The organism is Nitrosomonas marina, from assembly GCF_900110145.1.
Lineage (GTDB): Bacteria > Pseudomonadota > Gammaproteobacteria > Burkholderiales > Nitrosomonadaceae > Nitrosomonas > Nitrosomonas marina.
This window is the reverse complement of the sequence record NZ_FOCP01000024.1, coordinates 1-18,373: the sequence shown is the minus strand read 5'-3', so window position 1 is coordinate 18,373 and position 18,373 is coordinate 1. Positions and strand designations below refer to the sequence as shown.

The 18,373-nt window shown below is 48.0% G+C and carries 20 protein-coding genes; 5 read left to right on the top strand and 15 right to left on the bottom strand.

The window, feature by feature from the left end; translation table 11 throughout:
* The first annotated feature begins 145 nt into the window (after positions 1–145).
* Entirely contained in the window at positions 146–1,453 is a 1,308-nt protein-coding gene (locus tag BMX44_RS13690; RefSeq protein ID WP_090634066.1) for a DUF3422 family protein, read from the top strand.
* A gap of 194 nt (positions 1,454–1,647) precedes the next feature.
* On the opposite strand, the gene BMX44_RS13685 is transcribed toward BMX44_RS13690, so the two are convergent.
* Positions 1,648–2,013 carry a rhodanese-like domain-containing protein gene (locus BMX44_RS13685; protein ID WP_090634064.1) on the bottom strand — a complete coding sequence of 122 codons (366 nt, stop codon included), beginning with the start codon at positions 2,011–2,013 and terminating at the stop codon, positions 1,648–1,650.
* 159 nt (positions 2,014–2,172) lie between these two features.
* The gene (locus tag BMX44_RS13680; RefSeq protein ID WP_090634062.1) at positions 2,173–3,072 is read right to left on the bottom strand and encodes a DUF6279 family lipoprotein; all 900 of its coding nucleotides are present in this window, start codon (positions 3,070–3,072) and stop codon (positions 2,173–2,175) included.
* A 373-nt stretch (positions 3,073–3,445) separates the two neighbouring features.
* Between BMX44_RS13680 and BMX44_RS13670 the strand changes: the two genes are divergently transcribed.
* Together BMX44_RS13670 and BMX44_RS13665 are read left to right on the top strand one after the other, a co-directional pair.
* Positions 3,446–5,137: a cytochrome c peroxidase gene (locus BMX44_RS13670; protein WP_177167767.1), complete on the top strand. Its 1,692-nt coding sequence runs from the start codon at positions 3,446–3,448 to the stop codon at positions 5,135–5,137.
* A gap of 382 nt (positions 5,138–5,519) precedes the next feature.
* Positions 5,520–6,407: a hypothetical protein gene (locus tag BMX44_RS13665; protein ID WP_090634056.1), complete on the top strand. Its 888-nt coding sequence runs from the start codon at positions 5,520–5,522 to the stop codon at positions 6,405–6,407.
* A 104-nt stretch (positions 6,408–6,511) separates the two neighbouring features.
* On the opposite strand, the gene ahr is transcribed toward BMX44_RS13665, so the two are convergent.
* From ahr to BMX44_RS13630, 8 genes are all read right to left on the bottom strand, one after another.
* Positions 6,512–7,513, bottom strand: a complete 1,002-nt coding sequence (ahr, locus tag BMX44_RS13660) for an NADPH-dependent aldehyde reductase Ahr (RefSeq protein WP_090634053.1) — start codon at positions 7,511–7,513, stop codon at positions 6,512–6,514.
* A gap of 396 nt (positions 7,514–7,909) precedes the next feature.
* Positions 7,910–9,196 carry an arsenic transporter gene (locus tag BMX44_RS13655; RefSeq protein ID WP_090634051.1) on the bottom strand — a complete coding sequence of 429 codons (1,287 nt, stop codon included), beginning with the start codon at positions 9,194–9,196 and terminating at the stop codon, positions 7,910–7,912.
* Between the two features lie 31 nt (positions 9,197–9,227).
* The gene (locus BMX44_RS17480) at positions 9,228–9,503 is read right to left on the bottom strand and encodes a low molecular weight phosphatase family protein (protein ID WP_342708046.1); all 276 of its coding nucleotides are present in this window, start codon (positions 9,501–9,503) and stop codon (positions 9,228–9,230) included.
* Between the two features lie 63 nt (positions 9,504–9,566).
* Positions 9,567–9,683 carry a low molecular weight phosphatase family protein gene (locus BMX44_RS17475; RefSeq protein ID WP_342708047.1) on the bottom strand — a complete coding sequence of 39 codons (117 nt, stop codon included), beginning with the start codon at positions 9,681–9,683 and terminating at the stop codon, positions 9,567–9,569.
* Positions 9,684–9,728: 45 nt separating this feature from the next.
* Positions 9,729–10,148, bottom strand: a complete 420-nt coding sequence (locus BMX44_RS13645) for an ArsI/CadI family heavy metal resistance metalloenzyme (protein WP_090634049.1) — start codon at positions 10,146–10,148, stop codon at positions 9,729–9,731.
* A gap of 36 nt (positions 10,149–10,184) precedes the next feature.
* A complete protein-coding gene (locus BMX44_RS13640) occupies positions 10,185–10,514 on the bottom strand; it encodes an ArsR/SmtB family transcription factor (RefSeq protein WP_090634047.1) in 330 nt (109 codons plus the stop codon).
* Between the two features lie 108 nt (positions 10,515–10,622).
* A complete protein-coding gene (locus tag BMX44_RS13635; protein ID WP_090634044.1) occupies positions 10,623–11,126 on the bottom strand; it encodes a lysozyme inhibitor LprI family protein in 504 nt (167 codons plus the stop codon).
* On the bottom strand, positions 11,098–11,619 hold the full coding sequence (locus BMX44_RS13630; RefSeq protein ID WP_090634040.1) for a lysozyme: 522 nt from the start codon (positions 11,617–11,619) through the stop codon (positions 11,098–11,100). Before BMX44_RS13630 ends, BMX44_RS13635 begins: the two co-directional genes overlap by 29 nt.
* Positions 11,620–11,789: 170 nt before the next feature.
* On the opposite strand from BMX44_RS13630, the gene BMX44_RS13625 reads away from it, so the two are divergent.
* Entirely contained in the window at positions 11,790–12,182 is a 393-nt protein-coding gene (locus BMX44_RS13625) for a VOC family protein (protein ID WP_090634038.1), read from the top strand.
* Between the two features lie 65 nt (positions 12,183–12,247).
* Here BMX44_RS13625 and BMX44_RS13620 read toward each other — a convergent pair whose 3' ends face one another.
* From BMX44_RS13620 to BMX44_RS13605, 4 genes are all read right to left on the bottom strand, one after another.
* Positions 12,248–13,084 carry a universal stress protein gene (locus BMX44_RS13620; protein WP_177167766.1) on the bottom strand — a complete coding sequence of 279 codons (837 nt, stop codon included), beginning with the start codon at positions 13,082–13,084 and terminating at the stop codon, positions 12,248–12,250.
* The gene (locus tag BMX44_RS13615; protein WP_090634034.1) at positions 13,065–15,455 is read right to left on the bottom strand and encodes a Lon protease family protein; all 2,391 of its coding nucleotides are present in this window, start codon (positions 15,453–15,455) and stop codon (positions 13,065–13,067) included. Before BMX44_RS13615 ends, BMX44_RS13620 begins: the two co-directional genes overlap by 20 nt.
* 79 nt (positions 15,456–15,534) lie before the next feature.
* The gene (locus BMX44_RS13610; RefSeq protein ID WP_090634032.1) at positions 15,535–16,320 is read right to left on the bottom strand and encodes a M48 family metallopeptidase; all 786 of its coding nucleotides are present in this window, start codon (positions 16,318–16,320) and stop codon (positions 15,535–15,537) included.
* 93 nt (positions 16,321–16,413) lie between these two features.
* Entirely contained in the window at positions 16,414–17,034 is a 621-nt protein-coding gene (locus BMX44_RS13605) for a phosphoribosyltransferase (RefSeq protein ID WP_090634030.1), read from the bottom strand.
* A gap of 112 nt (positions 17,035–17,146) precedes the next feature.
* Here BMX44_RS13605 and BMX44_RS13600 point away from each other — a divergent pair, with 112 nt between their 5' ends.
* The gene (locus BMX44_RS13600; protein ID WP_090634028.1) at positions 17,147–17,590 is read left to right on the top strand and encodes a hemerythrin domain-containing protein; all 444 of its coding nucleotides are present in this window, start codon (positions 17,147–17,149) and stop codon (positions 17,588–17,590) included.
* 227 nt (positions 17,591–17,817) lie between these two features.
* On the opposite strand, the gene BMX44_RS13595 is transcribed toward BMX44_RS13600, so the two are convergent.
* Positions 17,818–18,021: a cold-shock protein gene (locus BMX44_RS13595; protein ID WP_090634026.1), complete on the bottom strand. Its 204-nt coding sequence runs from the start codon at positions 18,019–18,021 to the stop codon at positions 17,818–17,820.
* Positions 18,022–18,373 lie beyond the last annotated feature (352 nt).

The window sequence follows — 18,373 nt, the reverse complement described above, 5'->3', positions numbered from 1 at the left end:
TCGGAGCAATACCCGGGAATGGATTGAATGGAACAGACCAGTTCTATCGATGGCAACGTTAAACGATCACAAAAACCGTGTCATTTGCTGTAAGCTTCGGTTAAGCACGCTTCAATCTGTCTAACTGCGTTAATTTTTTACACACATGGCCGTTTTGCCCGTCGCTGATCCACAGCGCATACCCTTGCATAACGAAGTTCACGCACGACCGAGCCAGCGTATTTCACTGCCGGCTCTGGTTGTCCGGATTGCAGTACTTAACAATGACATAACGCCTGAACAGGAATACCGGCATCTGTACCATCTTCCGGATCAGGAATCACTGACACCTGAACATTTGCAGAGCAATTTTTTACGTTTAAGACTGCCGGATTGTACCCTGACCTGGGAACGCCATTCCGAGTTTACAAGTTATACACTGGTGCAACCCTTGCCCGAGAGTGCTCAGCTTGAAGCGACAGAACCCGAGCTTCTTTCATTTCTGGCTTTACCAGAACAATGGATTACAGGTATACCGGGACAAACAATCGCTGCAATTAAACTGGTCATGGTAAATGGCGACCTGAACCGACCAAAAGAAATGCTGGCGTTAGCCAGTCACTGGTTTGGCAATCGTCCTGTCGTTGCATCTCTTGTCGGCAGAAACAGCCATTCAATCGCCGTAACAGATTTTATGCTGCGAGACGACGGCTTTGAGCGTATGCTCGTCATTTCAGCCGCTGATACATCCAACTCACGTGCGGGAAGAATCGCTCAACGACTGCTGGAATTCGAAACATATCGCCTTATGGCGCTGCGTAGCCTGCCGGTCGCCAGACTACTCGGCCCTAAACTGACCGATGCTGAACTGCAACTGGCTGCGATTACAACTCAACTTGAAAACAAAGCGACTTCTGATCAAGCCTTGCTGGATACGCTTATTTCACTGGCAGTAAGTATCGAAAAAGCCACCGTTGAACATATGTATCGATTTTCAGCGACTCACGCATATAACAGGCTGGTGAGCCAACGCATTGCAGAACTGAGAGAAAAAGCGGTACCTGGAACGCAAACTATCGGAGAATTTATGCTGCGGCGCCTCTCTCCAGCCATAACAAGAGTTGAAACGACCGCCCAGCGTCTGGTATCGATCTCTGAACGGACGGCCCAGACCAGCTCGCTTTTACGCACGCGGGTTGACATTCTGGTCGAGACACAAAATCAGCAACTGCTTGAAAAGCTCTCGCGAGGACAGGAGCTGCAGTTGCGATTGCAGCATACCGTGGAAGGCCTGTCCATTGCGGCCATATCATATTACGTGATCAGTTTACTATTGTATCTGACCAAAGCTGGCAAAGCTGCCGGGTTTCCAATCCATCCCGAACTGACTGTCGGAATAATGATACCAATCGTGATTTGTGCCGTGTGGTATGTAACCCGCCGTATTCACAACAAATTTCTCAAACTGGATTAAGATCTGAGATTTATAATTTCAACATCTTCACAAACTCTTCGAGTAACCGGCCACGTGTTATTTTCATACAGACGGTGTTCAGGCGAAACTCAGTTGTAGAGCAGATTCTGCGCTATTAGATACGCAGGGATATCACTTTTTTTCTGCAGCAAAAAACCTAAACCCGCCTGACATATCTGCCAAACCACTTTATCCTATTCCATCGGATACCCGGCATCACGCCAGCTTTTAATGCCGCCTTCCATTGATAATACATTGCTATAGCCCATTTGCTGCAACGCGTCCGCTGCCAGAGCTGATCGATAACCACCGCCGCAATACAAGACGATAGGCGCATGTTTGTCAGGAATCTGTGTTTCTATATCTCGCTCGATGACACCTTTACCCAGATGACGGGCACCTGCGGCGTGATCGCTCTGATACTCATGATCCTCGCGTACATCGATAAAATGAAATGATACGCCTTTCTCCAGCCTGGCCATCACATCAGCCGCCGTACATTCTCCGATCCGCTGTCTGGCATCATCAACCAATTTTAAAAAACCTGGGTTATGCTGCATTTTTCCTCCTTTTTATCGGGCATCGTAATTGATGGATGAGAATCTAAATCCGCATCACCACGGCTGCCATGCGCACCGTTGAAAACAATATTACTTCAAAAATACGTAGTGCCGAAGAGTGAATGTTTACAGTTGCACATTCCGGTTTAACTTGAACAGTCAATCTGCTGCAATCCGAAAATGTTTCGCTGTGCGCTGATGACTACCGGACAATACACGCAAATCATTTTCCCATTTCTTTAGCTTGTCGTGCGCATGCTCACGCTGCGCTTCGGTAGTGTTATTGTGCAAGTGGGCAATGAAGCTGCAGATATGTTCAGACAGCCTGAGCTGATACGACCGGTAATCGGCATCGTCAGAACGGTGCGTGTGTTCAATCAATTGACGCAATTCCACGGCTGCGGTCGCAGCCGGTACGGATTCAGCGGCGATCCGTCGCAAGACGCTCAATGTCGACTGCTGCCTGCGCTGCCGTTCGATTAACCAGGCTTCGGGATCGAATGGAGAAACCTGAAGACCGGAGATAATGAGCGCCCGCTGGCTCTTGTTTATATCACCATACAGGTTTTCAACACGTTTGATTGTCCGTTTTACAGCGGCATCCAATCTGTCTTCTGGATCAGATTGCAGATATTCGCTGCGCAATTTATCATTGCTTTTTGCGTAACGCTTTTCCAGATGTTTCCATTGCGCTTCACCGAGTCGCAGTGCTATCGGAGCGCCCAATTGTGCGCCGTGATCAAATGCAGGCGCGAGCATTTCCTGCAGTTCCTCTGACCAGCGACAAACCTGCTCTGAAGTCAACGGACCGTCTATCCGGCTGCGTACGTCGGACAGCCAGTCGACATAGACCGGCAGTTGAGCATCGCGGTGCCAGTCAAACCAGTCTTGTATTGCCTGCTTTACTTGCGGTTTCTGGTTCCGATCAAAATCGACATAGCTGTCCAGCCACCACCACGCCAGACTAGCCCCATGATTATAGCCCAGCCGCACAACACTGCACCCGCCAGACAGCAGCAACAGACCAGACAGCAGCATGATTGCAATCGATTTATTCATACACTTTTTCATTTCGTTTAGTTTAAATCATACACAGAAGGGTTACAAAACCGAAGACACTTTCATTGTATCCTGGCAGCTAGATCTGGGCATTTTTGTTCATCCTGACGGTAGCCGTTTTGAATATCAACATTGCGGCACACGCTTAGAGCACGCAAATCTGCTAAGCCATACCATCACCTGAGCTTGTCACTTAACAATAACGTGTTGAAGTCAATGAAAGAGACAGTATCAATTAGTTGTTGATGCCATTGGCAACTGCAAGATCGCAGAATGCTTTGGCTACGAGTATAATCCATTTGAGATAATAGGAATAAATCGCATTCGTATTATCGTTAAAATGATAACCATAAATACAAAGGGGAATAAGAGTATGAAATTTTTAACCAGAATGATGACAATGTTGCTCATCCTGTTTTCCGGTTTTTCCGGTTTTTCCGGTCTTTCTGTCGCCGAAGGGGAATTTGATCCGGCTGAGATTGCTATTGGTGAACGATTGTTTCTGGAAACCCGTTTTGCCCAGTTCTTCGCTGTACACAACAATGGCGGTGATACGACAATGGATGTTACCGAAACAACCGGCACCCCGCTCCCGGGACCGTTTCCCGGACAATCTATGAATTGTGCAGCCTGCCATCTTGTCGACCAGCAACTTGATACTGACGGTGGCGGTATGCGCACCTATGCCGATTTTGCACGGCGCAGCCCGTTACAGCCGCGCGAAGATGGCAAAACGCATGCTGTACGCAACAGCCCGCCGCTGGTCAATGCATCGCTGCCACGCAAGAAGCGCCCGGGGGTCAAAGGCGGTGTCATGTTTCACTTTGACGGTGAATTCACATCCCTGCAAGATCTGGTCAAGGCAACTTATACCGGCCGCATGGCTGGATGGTTACCCGGAGAGAAGGACGAAGCAATCAGACACTTTGCTTATATCATTCGCAGCGATGACGGACAGGGCGAGCTTGCCCGCGAATTCGGCGGCGCATATGCGGTCATTTTAAAAGGTACCGACCCGTCAATACCGGAAGCATTCCGTTTACCTGAAGAATTTCGCATTGAAGTTGAAACAGCCAGTGACGAGGAAATATTTGACGCAGTTACGCGCATTACGGTCGCTTATGTCGAAGACCTGCAATTTTCAAGAGATGAGGACGGAAATTTCAATTTAACACCTTATGATGTGTTTCTGGCAAAAAACGGTCTGCCGCAAAAACCGGCAAAAGGTGAAAGCGATGCTCACTACAGCCAGCGGCTGTCACAACGAATCAGCCGGTTGCAAAATCCCCAGTATGTCACCCAACAGGATGGTGAATTTGTCTTTCATGACCAGCCGTTCGTTTTCGGACCTGAAGAACTGGCGGGAATGAAAATTTTTTTCAATGCAGCAACGGACGGACAATTTGGCATACGCAAGGCAGCCAATTGCATTACCTGTCACCAGGCGCCGAATTTTACGGATTTTGCGGTACATAATACCGGTATCACCCAAATCGAATATGACACTATTCATGGTGAAGGTGCATTCTCCACCCTGTTCATTCCGGGACTTGCCGAGCGCCGCGAGAATCCCCTGGCATACCTGCCAGCGACAGAAAAACACCCGAACGCAATGGAGCCCTATCGTGCCATACCCGATATCAGCCATCCCGAACGTATCGATCTGGGGGTATGGAATATTTATGCTAATCCGGATTTTCCTAAAACACAGATCATGCTAAGTCAGTTGCTGTGCGAGGAAGCGCGCAAGGATAAAAACCGGCAGCCGCATTTTTATACTGATACACGGCACCATCCGTGTGCTGCAGAGAATCTGCTTGATCGAAGTATTGCCATGTTCAAAACACCCGGGCTTCGCGATCTGGAACATTCGGCACCTTTTATGCATAACGGGCAATTCGACACACTTGAAGCCGTCATCGAGTTATATAGACAAACTGCCGAGCTTGCACGTAACGGACAGTTAAGAAATGCGTCGCCGGATCTTCTGGATGTTCACATCCATGAAAACGATGTTGCCCCACTGGCAGCTTTTCTCCGTGCATTAAACGAGGATTATGAATAAGATACGGACGAGATAGTCGCCTGTACGCACGTCCCCCTCGTCGGAAACGCTCAGCCGAATAATGAATGCTGAATGTTTCCGACCCGTCTGAAGTAGATTGCACAATGGCCCTGCTTTTTTTTCGAATTGTCACGCTGCTACTGCAGTCACAAAGATACATTTATTGATGGCGACAGCTCAAGATGTTGCAGCGCAACCTGAAAACAATGTCGACATAACTTACAGTTCACTGGTGTTAATAATTGTCAACCCGCAAATTTACAGGATAACCATTTGATTATAGAAAACATTGATTTTTTGGCATGGTTCTTGCGTTTAACTCATATACATTTGTTCAAACATCATCATGTCAACAATCTACGAGTATTATCTGGAGAAAAATATGAATAATAAAAATATTGTTAAAACGACTATCGCCACCTGTTTGCTGGCGGGCTCAGTTGCGGCGCATTCGGCAAATATCTTGTTTGCCCATGTAGATGATTACGGTGCATATGTCGACGACGGAAACCGCATAGCTCAGTTTTTGACTAACGCCGGACACACTGTTACGACACGCTTTCTCGATGCCGCCATCTACTCTGACTATTCGTCGTTTGATCAGGTATTCGTGTACGACCTGTATGCGGGTACCGACCTGAATGCCAACCAGGTGCAGAACTACAATAATATTGGCGACTGGTACAATGGCTTAACCAACCAGAATCTTATTCTCGATGGCCGTATCATTTCATCTGATGTAACCTGGACTAACGCGAATGGCATGTCTTCAGAAGAAGCATGGATTCAGAATTACGCACAACAGCTGGCACTGCGCGGCGGGGGACTGGTGCTGGGTACCGATCATTATTCTTTCCAATCGGGTATCAACAACATTAATGATCGAATCGGCGTTGGCCAGTTCAGCGGAATTTTCGGCGGTTATCCAACGTCACAGGCAGTTGTCGATCCGCTGTCACCACTATTTGTTTCCGGCCTGGATGCCTGCCGTGCCGATCCCTCGACCTATTGTATCAACGACAACTCTACAACAGGTTTTGTCGCGACGGGTCTGCAGGCTAATGGTGACACTTTGACGCCCGGTGCTTACCATGGATCGAACATTGATGCATGGAATTTTGCGGCCGTTTCCCATAATATGGGAAGTATTACTTTCGGCACATGCGGTGGGCCGGGCCAGCCGTCCTGCACCGTTCAGTCACCATCTCCCCTCATGTTACTGCTACTGGGGCTGGCCACGTTTGGACTTTTCAGAAACCGTTTTGCCTGACGGGCCGATAAAGTACAGTCAAAATGCCGTCATACACAATAACAGGCAACAATGCGGCTAAGAACTGATACGAGAGACGCATAAAGATATCCGGTGTCATGCTGTTAAGCTCTCAAAACAGCACGATAACGGATATCGCCCGCTTTTAACCTGGCAATGGCCGTGTTGGCGTCAGCCATATCAAAAACCTCAACTACGGGCTTAATATCATGCAGGATCGCAAAGTCCAGCATTTTCGCGATTGTTGATGGATCACCAACCGGAGAACCTGAAACCGACCGTTGCTGCATAATCAGATCGAAAACATTCAGGTCCAGCGGCTCCAGTGTAGCACCGACAAAATGCAGGCGGCCTTTGGCCGCCAGCGTGCTTAAATACAGATGCCAGTCCAGTTTGACATTTACTGTAGAAATAATCAGATCGAAACGCCCTGCAGCTGCTTCAAGTGCCGCCAAATCATGGGAATTGAGCGTTTGATGAGCACCCAGATCCAATGCCTCCTTGCGTTTGGCATCGCTGGTTGTAAATGCCGTTACCTCACATCCCCAGGCATTTAAAAACTGCAGCGCCAGGTGACCTAGCCCACCAATTCCAATCACTGCAACCTTGTCTGTCGGCCTGACATCAAATTGCAACAAAGGATTGAATACCGTCACGCCACCACAAAACATAGGGCCTACGATTTCCAGATCCATTGCGTCCGGAATTTTTACGACACTGTTTGCATCTGCATACACCTTGTTGGCAAATCCACCATGGCGGCCCACAATTGTCTGTTCAGCCGATGCACAGAGATTATGATCGCCCGTATTGCAGGCGGCGCAATGATTGCAATAACCCGAGTGCCAGCCCAGCCCTACCCGGTCGCCGATTTTCAGTGAAGTCACATTGCGCCCGACTTTTGCAACAGTGCCGGCGACTTCATGTCCTGGCACAAGCGGATACGTGCTCATTCCCCATTCATTATCTATCATGCTGATGTCGCTATGACAGATACCGCAATAGGCAACTTCTATTTCAGTCTGAAAATCGCCCAGTTCGCCCGGATCGTATTCAAATGATTGCAATACCTGTTTTTCTGCCATTGCAGCATAGGCTTTAATCATGTCAATTGTCCTCGTTGTCAGATTTTATGTATTCCAAAAATATAAGTATCGGTGTCGTGCATGCCAGAAAGCAAATGCCAATAGCACTTCGTTTACCCGGGAAAGACAGAAAACACGTTGTATCCTGGATGCGCATAATCTTAATTTATCAATAAAAACGGGACTATTAAACTACCGTATGAAGTTAATGGCGTATGCAATGGTTTCAATGCGACATTTCGATGATAATATTTTATCCAAACAAAATATAATCAGTTGTATAAAGGCATGCAAATATTCTGGTTCCCTATCAGAGCCTTTAAACACTGCCAGATACACGCATCAAATAATAAATCTCAATACTGCATCCAGAAACCGGGGATCATATATTTTTACAGGAGAAAACGTTAACCTGACTTATATAAAACTCAGCCAGGCAGCAAGACCGGTTAAGGTTACAAGTAACACCGGAACAGTCAATACAATACCTACTTTGAAATAATATGCCCATGTGATGACCATTTGCTTACGCGCAAGAATGTGCAGCCACAGCAACGTTGCCAAACTGCCGATCGGTGTTATTTTAGGTCCCAGATCACATCCAATAATATTGGCGTAAATCATGGCTTCCCTGACCATGCCTGTTGCCACGGATGCATCGATGGACAACGCACCAATCAGTACGGTGGGCATGTTATTCATAACGGATGATAAAAAGGCTGTCAGAAAACCGGTTCCTAAAGTTGCACCCCATACGCCGTAACCGGCAAAAAAATCCAGTAAACTGGTGATGTAACCGGTTAAACCTTCGTTCTGCAAACCATACACCACCAGATACATGCCCAGCGAAAAAATAACGATTTGCCATGGTGCATCAAGAATTACCTTGCGCGTATTTATCACATGACTGCACGCTGCAACGACAAGCAGTATTAGAGAACCGGTCACCGCAACCAAACTGACCGGCACACCAACTGGCTCGAGACCAAAAAAACCAATCAGCAACAATACCAGCACCAGCCATCCGGCGCGAAATGTGGCAAGGTCACGTATCGCTTCTCTGGGTGCCTTGAGCTGATAAACATCATACTGAACGGAAACACTACGATGAAAATATATAAAAAGCACAATCAGACTTGCGCTTACGGAAATGACATTAACGGGAATCATGACTGCGGCGTACTCGGCAAATCCCACGCTGAAATAATCGGCGGTTACTATGTTTACCAAGTTGGAAACCACAAGCGGCAAACTCGCTGTATCGGCGATAAAGCCAGCCGCCATGACAAAGGCAAGTGTGGCAGCAGGACCGAAGCCGAGCGCCAGCAGCATCGACATCACGATTGGCGTCAGAATTAAAGCCGCACCGTCATTAGCGAAAAAAGCAGCCACTGCTGCACCAAGTAATCCAATATACGCAAACAGCAAACGGCCGTTACCGCGCCCCCAACGCGCCACGTGCAGCGCGGCCCATTCAAAAAAACCCGCTTCATCAAGTAGCAGGCTGATAATAATGATGGCAATGAAGGCCGTCGTCGCGTTCCAGACTATTGCCCAGACCACCGGAATATCACTGAACTGCACCACATCAAACAGAAGTGCCGCTACTGCTCCGATCAGGGCACTCCAGCCAATACTCAAACCATTGGGCTGCCAGATGACCAATACAAGCGTAACGATAAAAATAATAGCAGCAATCAGCATGTCACTATGCTCAAAAAAACGTTAATGACTTTCATTCAGAATGGTGCTGTATAAAACGCAGGTTTCCAATGCTGTCCAGCGCTGCTTTTAAAGCAGAAGTATTTCGGCACAATTCATTCAACGGCAATGCCAGAAAAGCTTCTATACCCGAACGAAGCGTCCTGTATGTGTGCATGAATGCCGCATCAATTTCATCATCAGAGCCCGTGGCTATTGCTGGATCGTCAACACCCCAATGCGTGCGCAGTCCAGTGCCAAGATAAACTGGACAGGCTTCACCAGCCGCATTACCGAATACGGTTATCACGATATCTGGCGCGGCAGGTAGGCTGTCCCATGATTTACTGAAAAGTCCCTCGGTAAAAACACCTTAACTTTCGAGCAACACCAGTGAACGCGGTCGAACCTGACCGGCAGGCTTGCAACCTGCACTCATGGCTTGCCATTCATCAGGCGCAAGATGGTTGAAAACAGCTTCGGCGAGAATGGAACGGCAGGAATTCCCCCGTGCAAAGAAACAATACGTTCATGATCATGCGCTGCAACAGGAACTGGTTTTAACTGGAACTGGCACATCCTGCCCAAATGTAGGAATCGTTGTCAGCGAATGAAACGCTTCCCATGCAATGCCTTGCGGATCAACCGTCCAGTATTTGTTGGATGTCGCATAACAGCATTGTGCGCTTTTTTGTTCAGTGGCTGACAGGCCTGCCTGAACGAGGCGTTGATTTATTTCATTCAATGATTCATCGGAGTCCGCCTGTATCCCCACATGATCAAGACCCGGTTTTGCACCGCGTGCTGATATTGCAAAATTAATCAACGGATCATCCAGCATCCATTTGGCGTAATCGGTCTTGCGGATTACCGGTTCAGCACCAAATAATGCAGAATAAAAACGGATATTAGCCTGCAAATTATCGACAGCAATATGTACATGAAAGCGTTTCATAAACAACCTCCCGATTCAATAAAAGAAAAAAAGTGACTACCTACGTGTTTCATCACAGTCAATTTCAACACTGTTGCATGGAATGCCGGCACAGCAATTCTCGGTAAGAAAACTCAACAGTGAATTCATGGTTGAAAAATCCGCCGAATAATAAATGAAACGACCTTCGTGTCTGGCTACAACCAACTCGGCATGGACCAGTTCTTTAAGATGAAACGATAAGGTTGCATTCGGAATATCCAGCTGTTTTGCCAGCTGGCCCGCCGACAGTCCTGACTCTCCAGCCTGTACCAATAACCTGAATATCGTCAGGCGCGTCTCCTGCGCCAATGCACCAAGCACTCTGATTGCCAAATTAATTTCCATATTTCCAATATAATGAAAATAATAATGGGCGTCAAATCTTTCTGATGATAACCATCATTCAATGATTTCTGTTTTTGGCCTGCATCGACTGAATGGCGGAGATGGACCTCAATAGTTTTGCAAATAATGCAGCAGCAACATCACTCGGTCTCTGATTATTGAGGTGCGATAATCTCCACGTGAAATAACCGAAGCGCTGCCGAAGTGTTCCGTTGTCCAGTTAAGCGCAATAAATTCAAATGCTGCATCCCTGTAGCCAAGCCACTTACGTTGCGATGCGCGCAGCGCGCTTTGCATGTCATCACTCAACTGATCCATTAGCCGGCTGTATGCCTGATTCAGTTCCTTGTCCAGAAATTGTTCATATGCCGCGTACGCTGTCAGATAATCCTGCGTCGTTTGTGCAATTTGTTGAATATCCCGTTCATAGGATTGTGCTCGGCTATTGAATTCAGCGATATAATCCGGCGCATCCGGATTATCCAAAGCCATTGCGGCACCACTTAAACAGCTCAACCAGCCCAGCAAAACCAGGCCACAAATACAGTAAGCCAGGTTGCCGTTCAATCTGCCGTGTATCCTGTTACCAGCGCTCATAGATATTGTCGGCATAAATTTTCCACTCGGCGTTGCGCCGGTTGATGAGCCCCTGCATCACTCTACCCTGAGACTTTTTCCACGCTTTCCATGCTGCTTCCAGACTGGGATAACTGGTCTGTGCAGACGGATCGTTGACCAGTTTGAGCGCGGAAGAACTGCCGAAATTTCCAAGACCGATGTTGAATGCCAGTATCACCAGGGCATCGAACTGATTTTGCGATATGTCAGCCGTCACCTTGTTATTGACACCGTCAACAAACGGCTCCAGATCGTGCTCAAATAACATTCTGGCCTGTGCTTTGGTAATTCCCTGTTTATACGTATCCCCCGATCGCTTCCATTCATCCTGGCCGATCAAATGCCCGTAGCCGATTGTCGCACCCTTGACCCATCCCGAAATATCCGCACCGGTCTGATCATCATACGGTTTGGCCCTGAATGCCTCGATCGACATAAGCAGCTGCATACCGTCATCACTCATTTTATGGCGAACAGATTGTTGCATAATTGACCTCCTGAATTTAGTCTCGCTGACGCGCCCTGAGGCTCATGACCAGCCCGCCTGGAATCTCTAGAACCGTTAGATCAACTCAATGGGCTGTTCCAGCACCATAATACAATATACACTGTAATACGTCAGTCGGGTTTATACTGTGTTGAATGAGGAGGAGACGCATGACAATTGAGGGAATGAACCACTTTACCGTTATCAGCAGCGATCTGGAAAGAAGCAAAGCATTTTATTCAGAAATACTCGGATTGCATGAAGGTTACCGTCCGCCAATGGACTCGACAGGAGCCTGGCTTTATGCAGGCGATCAGAAACATTCCATTCTGCATATCATGGCTGAACGCCCGATGCCGGAACAGGCGCCAGGGGTCATTGACCATATGGCATTCACCGCTTCTAACCTGCAGTCGGCAATCGATACACTGAAGCAGCACAATATCGTCTACAAATTGAACCAGATGCAGGAACTTGGCGTCTGGCAACTGTTTTTCTATGATCCGGATGGCGCCAAAATCGAACTGGATTTTGCTGCTGAGGAACCTGCGCCTGTCGAATAAACAAGGTTGTCAATCAGTTCTTTTGTTTACGAGCGCTTATCCGCAGAAAATTTTCTTGCAGACTCTCAGCGCAGCAGGATAACGGGAACATCCGACTGCATAATCAGCAACTGTTGCTCCAGGTCTGTAAGAAACGCACTGTCACTTTCCAGAAGCAGGATGCGCCCATGAACCTGCTGTATCACCTGCAAAATCTGCTCGGCAGAATTAATCGGCAGTCTGACCAGGCTTATTTGCAAGGAATGGTCACGAACATTATTTTGAACCGACTCGCACAGTTGCTGATAATCAGAATCATCAACAGCAGGCAGCACGATGATTAACTGATTATGATCTTCACGGGCCAGCTCAATTGCCAGCGTAAGCGCACGTTGACTGGTTCTGTCTCCGGTATAAACGACCACGACTGGCCGCTCGATGATACTGCCATACTGCAACACGACCAGATTGCACCGGGCAGTCGCTAGTACCAGACGGGTAATGCTGCCGATTTTCCGGCTTTTCAGCAGCAATTGTGTATTTTTTCCAATAACAAGCAAATCTGTCTGTTGCGATGCGTCACACAGCATTCTCGCAACATTCCCGCGCATGACACTAAAGGTAATTTTAATTTGATTCTCTCGCGCAATAGATTCAACCAGTTTGCGTAATTGCGCTGACTGCGTCTGCATCGAACGCTCCATGGCCATCACATTGATTGAACGACCCACAGGCGCGCCATAAATCACCTCACGCACAAATGGCAGTTCAGCAACGTGCAGCAAATCAATATCCTCGATAAACAACACGTTGAGCTCCGCGTTAAGGTGCGTAGCCAGTTTAATGCCGGCCTGCAGTATGTTCCGGCTGGATGAGCTGGCATCCAGTGCCACCAGAATTCGACTAATCAGTACCTTTTCCATTGTTACCTGATGTATCTTTGTCATGCTTGGCCAGATTCTGCCGGATTCTCTCTAACTGAGACAAACGCGTTTCTACCTGGCTGTTAACGTGCTCAGCCGTTTCACCCGTCAGAATCTCCATCGCTTCGTCAACGGTGTTGTAGGCATAGACAGCGAACTGGCCGGCTTCACAGGCTTCGATGACGTCGGCACGCAACATCAAATGCATTCTGTTACTGGCCGGTATCAAAACTCCCTGGCTGCCTGACAGGCCTCTGAATCTGCAGATATCGAAGAATCCTTCAATTTTTTCATTGACACCACCAATGGCCTGTGATTCCCCCCGCTGATTGACAGAACCTGTTATCGCCATACTCTGCAAAATGGGCAGACTCGACAAAGCAGAGAGCAGACTGCACAGCTCCGCCATGGATGCGCTGTCACCTTCTATTCTGCCATAGGATTGCTCGAAAACCAGGCTGGCTGAAAGTGATAACGGATCATCTTTGGCATAACGTTCTGCCAGAAAAGATGAAAGAATGAACACACCTTTGGAATGAATGGCGCCGCCGAGCTTTGTCTCTCGCTCTATGTCGACTACTTTTCCACTGCCAAGGCGTGCGGTTGCAGTAATACGCGACGGCACGGCAAAGCTGACATCGCCCAGCTGCACGACAGCCAGTCCGTTTATTTGGCCCACCTTGGCGCCATCCGTATCGATCAACAAAATACCGCGGTTTATCGCCTCTTGCAATTGCTCGCGAATACGATCGCCACGATAGAATTTTGCATCAATTGCACGCTGTACATGCTCGCGGCTGACAACAGACTGATTCGATTCGGCAGCATAGAAATCGGCTTCACACAGCACCTCTGAAATGGCAGTCACATTAATCGACAGTTTTTCAGCATCGCCTGCCAGCCGGGCACCATGCTCAATGATACGCGCCACTGCAGAACGCTCAAACGGCCTCAGGTTGTTGCGATGCAGCATACCTGCGATCATTCGGGCATACACGCGCTGGTTCTCAAAAGTACGCTCTACACGCTCTTCAAAATCAGCAGCTATTCTGAATAATTGCTTGAATTCGGTATCGTAAGCATGCAGCAAATAATAAAGCATACGATCACCAATCAGCACAACCTTGATTGTCAGCGGTATCGGTTCTGGCTCAAGGCTTACGGTATTGGCCAGACTGTAGATCTGGCCGAGCGACTGTATTTTAATTTCCCGCGAGATCAATGCACGTTTGAGTCCTTCCCACGCATAGGGCTGCGTCAACAGCTTGAGGGCGTCGATGACCAGATAACCGCCATTTGCCTGGTGCAGGGCGCCCGCCTTGATCAGGGTGAAATCAGTCTGCAGTGCACCCATATGCACAGTGTGTTCAACCGCACCGATCAGGTTTGCATAGTTGGGCAAGTCGGTAAACACAACCGGCACGCCACCGTCGTGCTGGGTGTGATCGACAATGATATTGACTTCATAACGACGAAAGGCGGGCATTTTCATGAGCGGCATATTCATATGATCCTGCGCATCTTCATCCCGCCGGAAATTCTGGAGATTTTGAATCACATCCTGCTGCACTGCTTCCAGGTAATTCTGAATGACCGCATGGTCCTGGTATTTGCGCTTCAATTCATCGATCAGGTGGCCGGATGCGAACATGACGATTTCACGATTGAGTTCCTTGACTTTGTTTCTGGCCTCACGCTGCCACTGCGGCTGCATTCGCAAAATGCCGGTCAGTTTCTCCTCAAGTGCATGAATGGTTTTTTCAATCTGCCGTTTTTCCTGTTCAGGCAATTCCTCAAATTCCTTGGGCTTGATCACTTCGTTGTTTCTGAGCGGCGCGAACGCAAAACCATGCGGCGTACGAAGCAGGCGCATATGACTGGCTTCGGCTTCCTCATTGAGCTGCCCGAAAGCAGACTCGATAGTCTTTTTAAGCTCGTCATCGATTTCCTGCAATCTCAACCTGTATTCGTCTGTTTCAAACGCCCCAGGAATCGCACTGCACAAATCCTCGACCAATTGATGCATATCATCGCGAAAAATCAAGGCATTCTCGCTGGTCAGGCTGATCGCAATGGGTTCGGACGGTTTTTCAAAATTATTGACGTATACCCAGTCAGGCGGCGTTTCCCGTGATTTGGACAATGATTCCAGGTATTCCCTGACAACAGCGTGCTTACCAAGACCCGGAGGACCCAGTACAAACAGATTATAACCGTCGTGTTGGATATTTACGCCAACATGCAGCGCCTGCATGGCACGATTCTGGCCAATGATTTCCGGCAAGTTCTCGAGTTGATCCGTCGTATCAAAATCGAAACGGTTACTATCGCAGGCTGTGTAAAGTTGACTCTTGTCTAATGGTTTTTTCATGAGTCGGCTCGAATATTTCCCGTGGGTTCATGTCATTTATTGCGTCTGCCTGGTCATATAGCGTGCGTTGCAGCGGTATTTACTTGACGCAATCCGGTTTCTTACCGGCTGCATGAGCCATTCGCATCAGCTCCATTGCTCTCGGCATCAGCGCCTGCAAATCCTCAATGCGCGTAGCATGAGATGGATGCGTGGATAAAAATTCAGGCGGGCGCCCCCCCTGACTGGCCTGTGCCATTTTGCGCCACAAAGTAATGCTTTCGACAGGATCAAAACCCGCTTTGGCCATTAATTCGAGACCGATATTGTCCGCCTCGCTTTCATGCAGTCGACTGAACGGCATGATGATACCGTATTGCGCACCGACACCCAGCAGGCTCACCGCCGTCTGCCCCAGCGCTGTTTGTGGTGCCGCCACGGCGGCAATCAGCGATACCCCCACTTGCGCGCCCAGCTTTTGCGACATGCGCTCGTTACTGTGTTTCGCGAGTACATGCCCGACTTCGTGTCCGATGACGGATGCCAGTTGGTCCTGATTATCAACCAGGTCCACCAGACCGACATGCACGCCGATTTTATTTCCCGGCAGCGCAAAAGCATTCAACGAAGCATCATCAAATACAATCACTTCCCAATTGCCATCGACCTCAGCCGTAATTGCGGTTGCAACACATTGCACAAACTGATTGACACGCCGGTTATTGCTGATCGGTTTTTCAGACTTCAGATTATTGAAAGCCTGCAGCCCCATGGCGTCGACTTCATCGTCAGGCATGAAAATCAGCTGGCTTCTTCCCGTCGGCGACGTTGCACAGGTTGACAGTGCCAGCATCAGTAATACGACAATGATAATGCGAATATACATTGATGACGACTCCTTAAAAAAAGCGTTGAACAGTTGCGCTATTGTATACCGAGCAGCGGGCTTGCTTGAGTATCATCTGATTCGGTATGAACATTACTTTGCCAGCAACGCGGTAACTTCATCATCACTGACTTGCTGGAAAACATGATAAAACTGTCCAACGGCATAAAAGAATACAGGGGACTCAAGACAAACCGTTTCATCAGCAAAAGACGCAACTTTGGTCAAAGTCTCCGATGGCGCCACGGGGACAGCGCAGACCAGTTTTTCAGGGTTTCGGGCCCGCAGCGCATGCAATGCCGCTATCATGGTCGAGCCAGTCGCCAGGCCGTCATCCACCACTATCACGATACGGCCTTCAGGATTCAACGGCGGACGGACGGGTGTGTACAATTTACGCCGCGACCGCATGATTTCCAGCTGTTTCTGTTTTTCCAGCTCGACATACTGCGGATCGTGCACAATCTGTTTCGCTTCCGGGGTCAGATAAGTCCACCCCGTTTCGTCAATTGCTCCAATCGCCAGTTCCGGATTACCGGGCGCGCCCAGCTTGCGTACAAGCACTATGTCCATTTCACCCTGCAGTGCCTCAGCAATGATTTTTGCCATGGGCACCGCACCACGCGGTATCGCCAGTATCAGCGGGTTCCGTCCCTGATATGGCGCCAGCCGCTTTGCCAGTTTTACGGCCGCATCGTCACGATTTTGAAACATGGTTGACCTCCGCCTGATTCGCAGAATTCAAATACATGCGTATTTTTAAATTCCGCACAGATAGATAAAATAGCAGAAAAAAAATGTATTTGTATCATTTGGAGATTATTTTTTGAAACGAAATACCGCATTGAAAGCGTTATCCATTGAACACCACCACGGTCTGGTATTGGCGAACAAAGCCAAAAAGGCTGTGATGCAAGAGCTGGGCAATGATGATCTGCAAATCATTTGGAATGAGTTACAGGAACACGCAGATGAAGTACTGGTGTCTCATTTCGAAATCGAAGAGTCATACATAGCCGCCGCGTTTACTGCACTTGGTGATCCACATCTTAAACAGCTGGCTGACCGGTTGATTGCCGAACATGCAGCGTTGCGGCAATTGCTGTCCCCTGATACTCCACGGAGTGCTGCCAATCTGAAACAGCTTGGTGAACTGTTGCAGCGGCATATTCGATTTGAAGAACGCGAATTATTCGAAGCGGCCCAGACAGTGCTCGATGAAGATACGCTGCAAGCCATTGCCACCGCATGTGACGCACGGCGCAGTTGATAACACATCGTTAGTATCTCACGAATTTAATTGCCTGTTTCCTGACAGAGGGCATTCAGTGAGTTAAGGATAAATGGCGGTGTCGACCCCTAGCGGTCATTCATCGGTAACGGATTGAGCGTTTTGGAATGGAAAGGGCTATATGGATCAGTTGATACGAGTGAGTTCTTCCACAAAACAAAAAGCCCAGCACATAAGGCCGGGCTTTTTGTCAAACCAAGAGCCGGTTAAGGAGCCTGGATATTCGATGCCTGCTTACCCTTTTGTCCTTGTGTAATATCAAAACTCACTTTTTGGCCTTCCTTAAGTGTTTTGAATCCAGACATATTGATAGCTGAAAAGTGAGCGAATAAATCTTCGCCACCATTATCAGGTGTAACAAATCCAAAACCTTTTGCATCGTTAAACCATTTAACTGTACCTGTTGCCATGTGATTACTTCCTTTTAAAAAAATAACGGGAGAATCCCCGAAGAACTACCTGAATCGAAGAGATTGCACATGGAATACCAGTACTGCAAAAGCTTTGAAACAAATAACTAATAATCTTATACACTGATTGTGACTGGAAGTCTAGATAATTCGAAAATAAGAATTGACTCAAAAAAGAATTATCTAAGAATGCGTTAGAAAGGTGGTCCTAATCTTTTGTTTCAGTGCTAGCGTAACCTAGTAATGTCTGATTTTGGCCCAGACTGTGTGAAAACTCAAAATCTGTGTTTTTGTAGCTGAACTTGCAATCATAGCGGCGTATAAAAATAATCTAAGCGGTTAGAACCAGCCG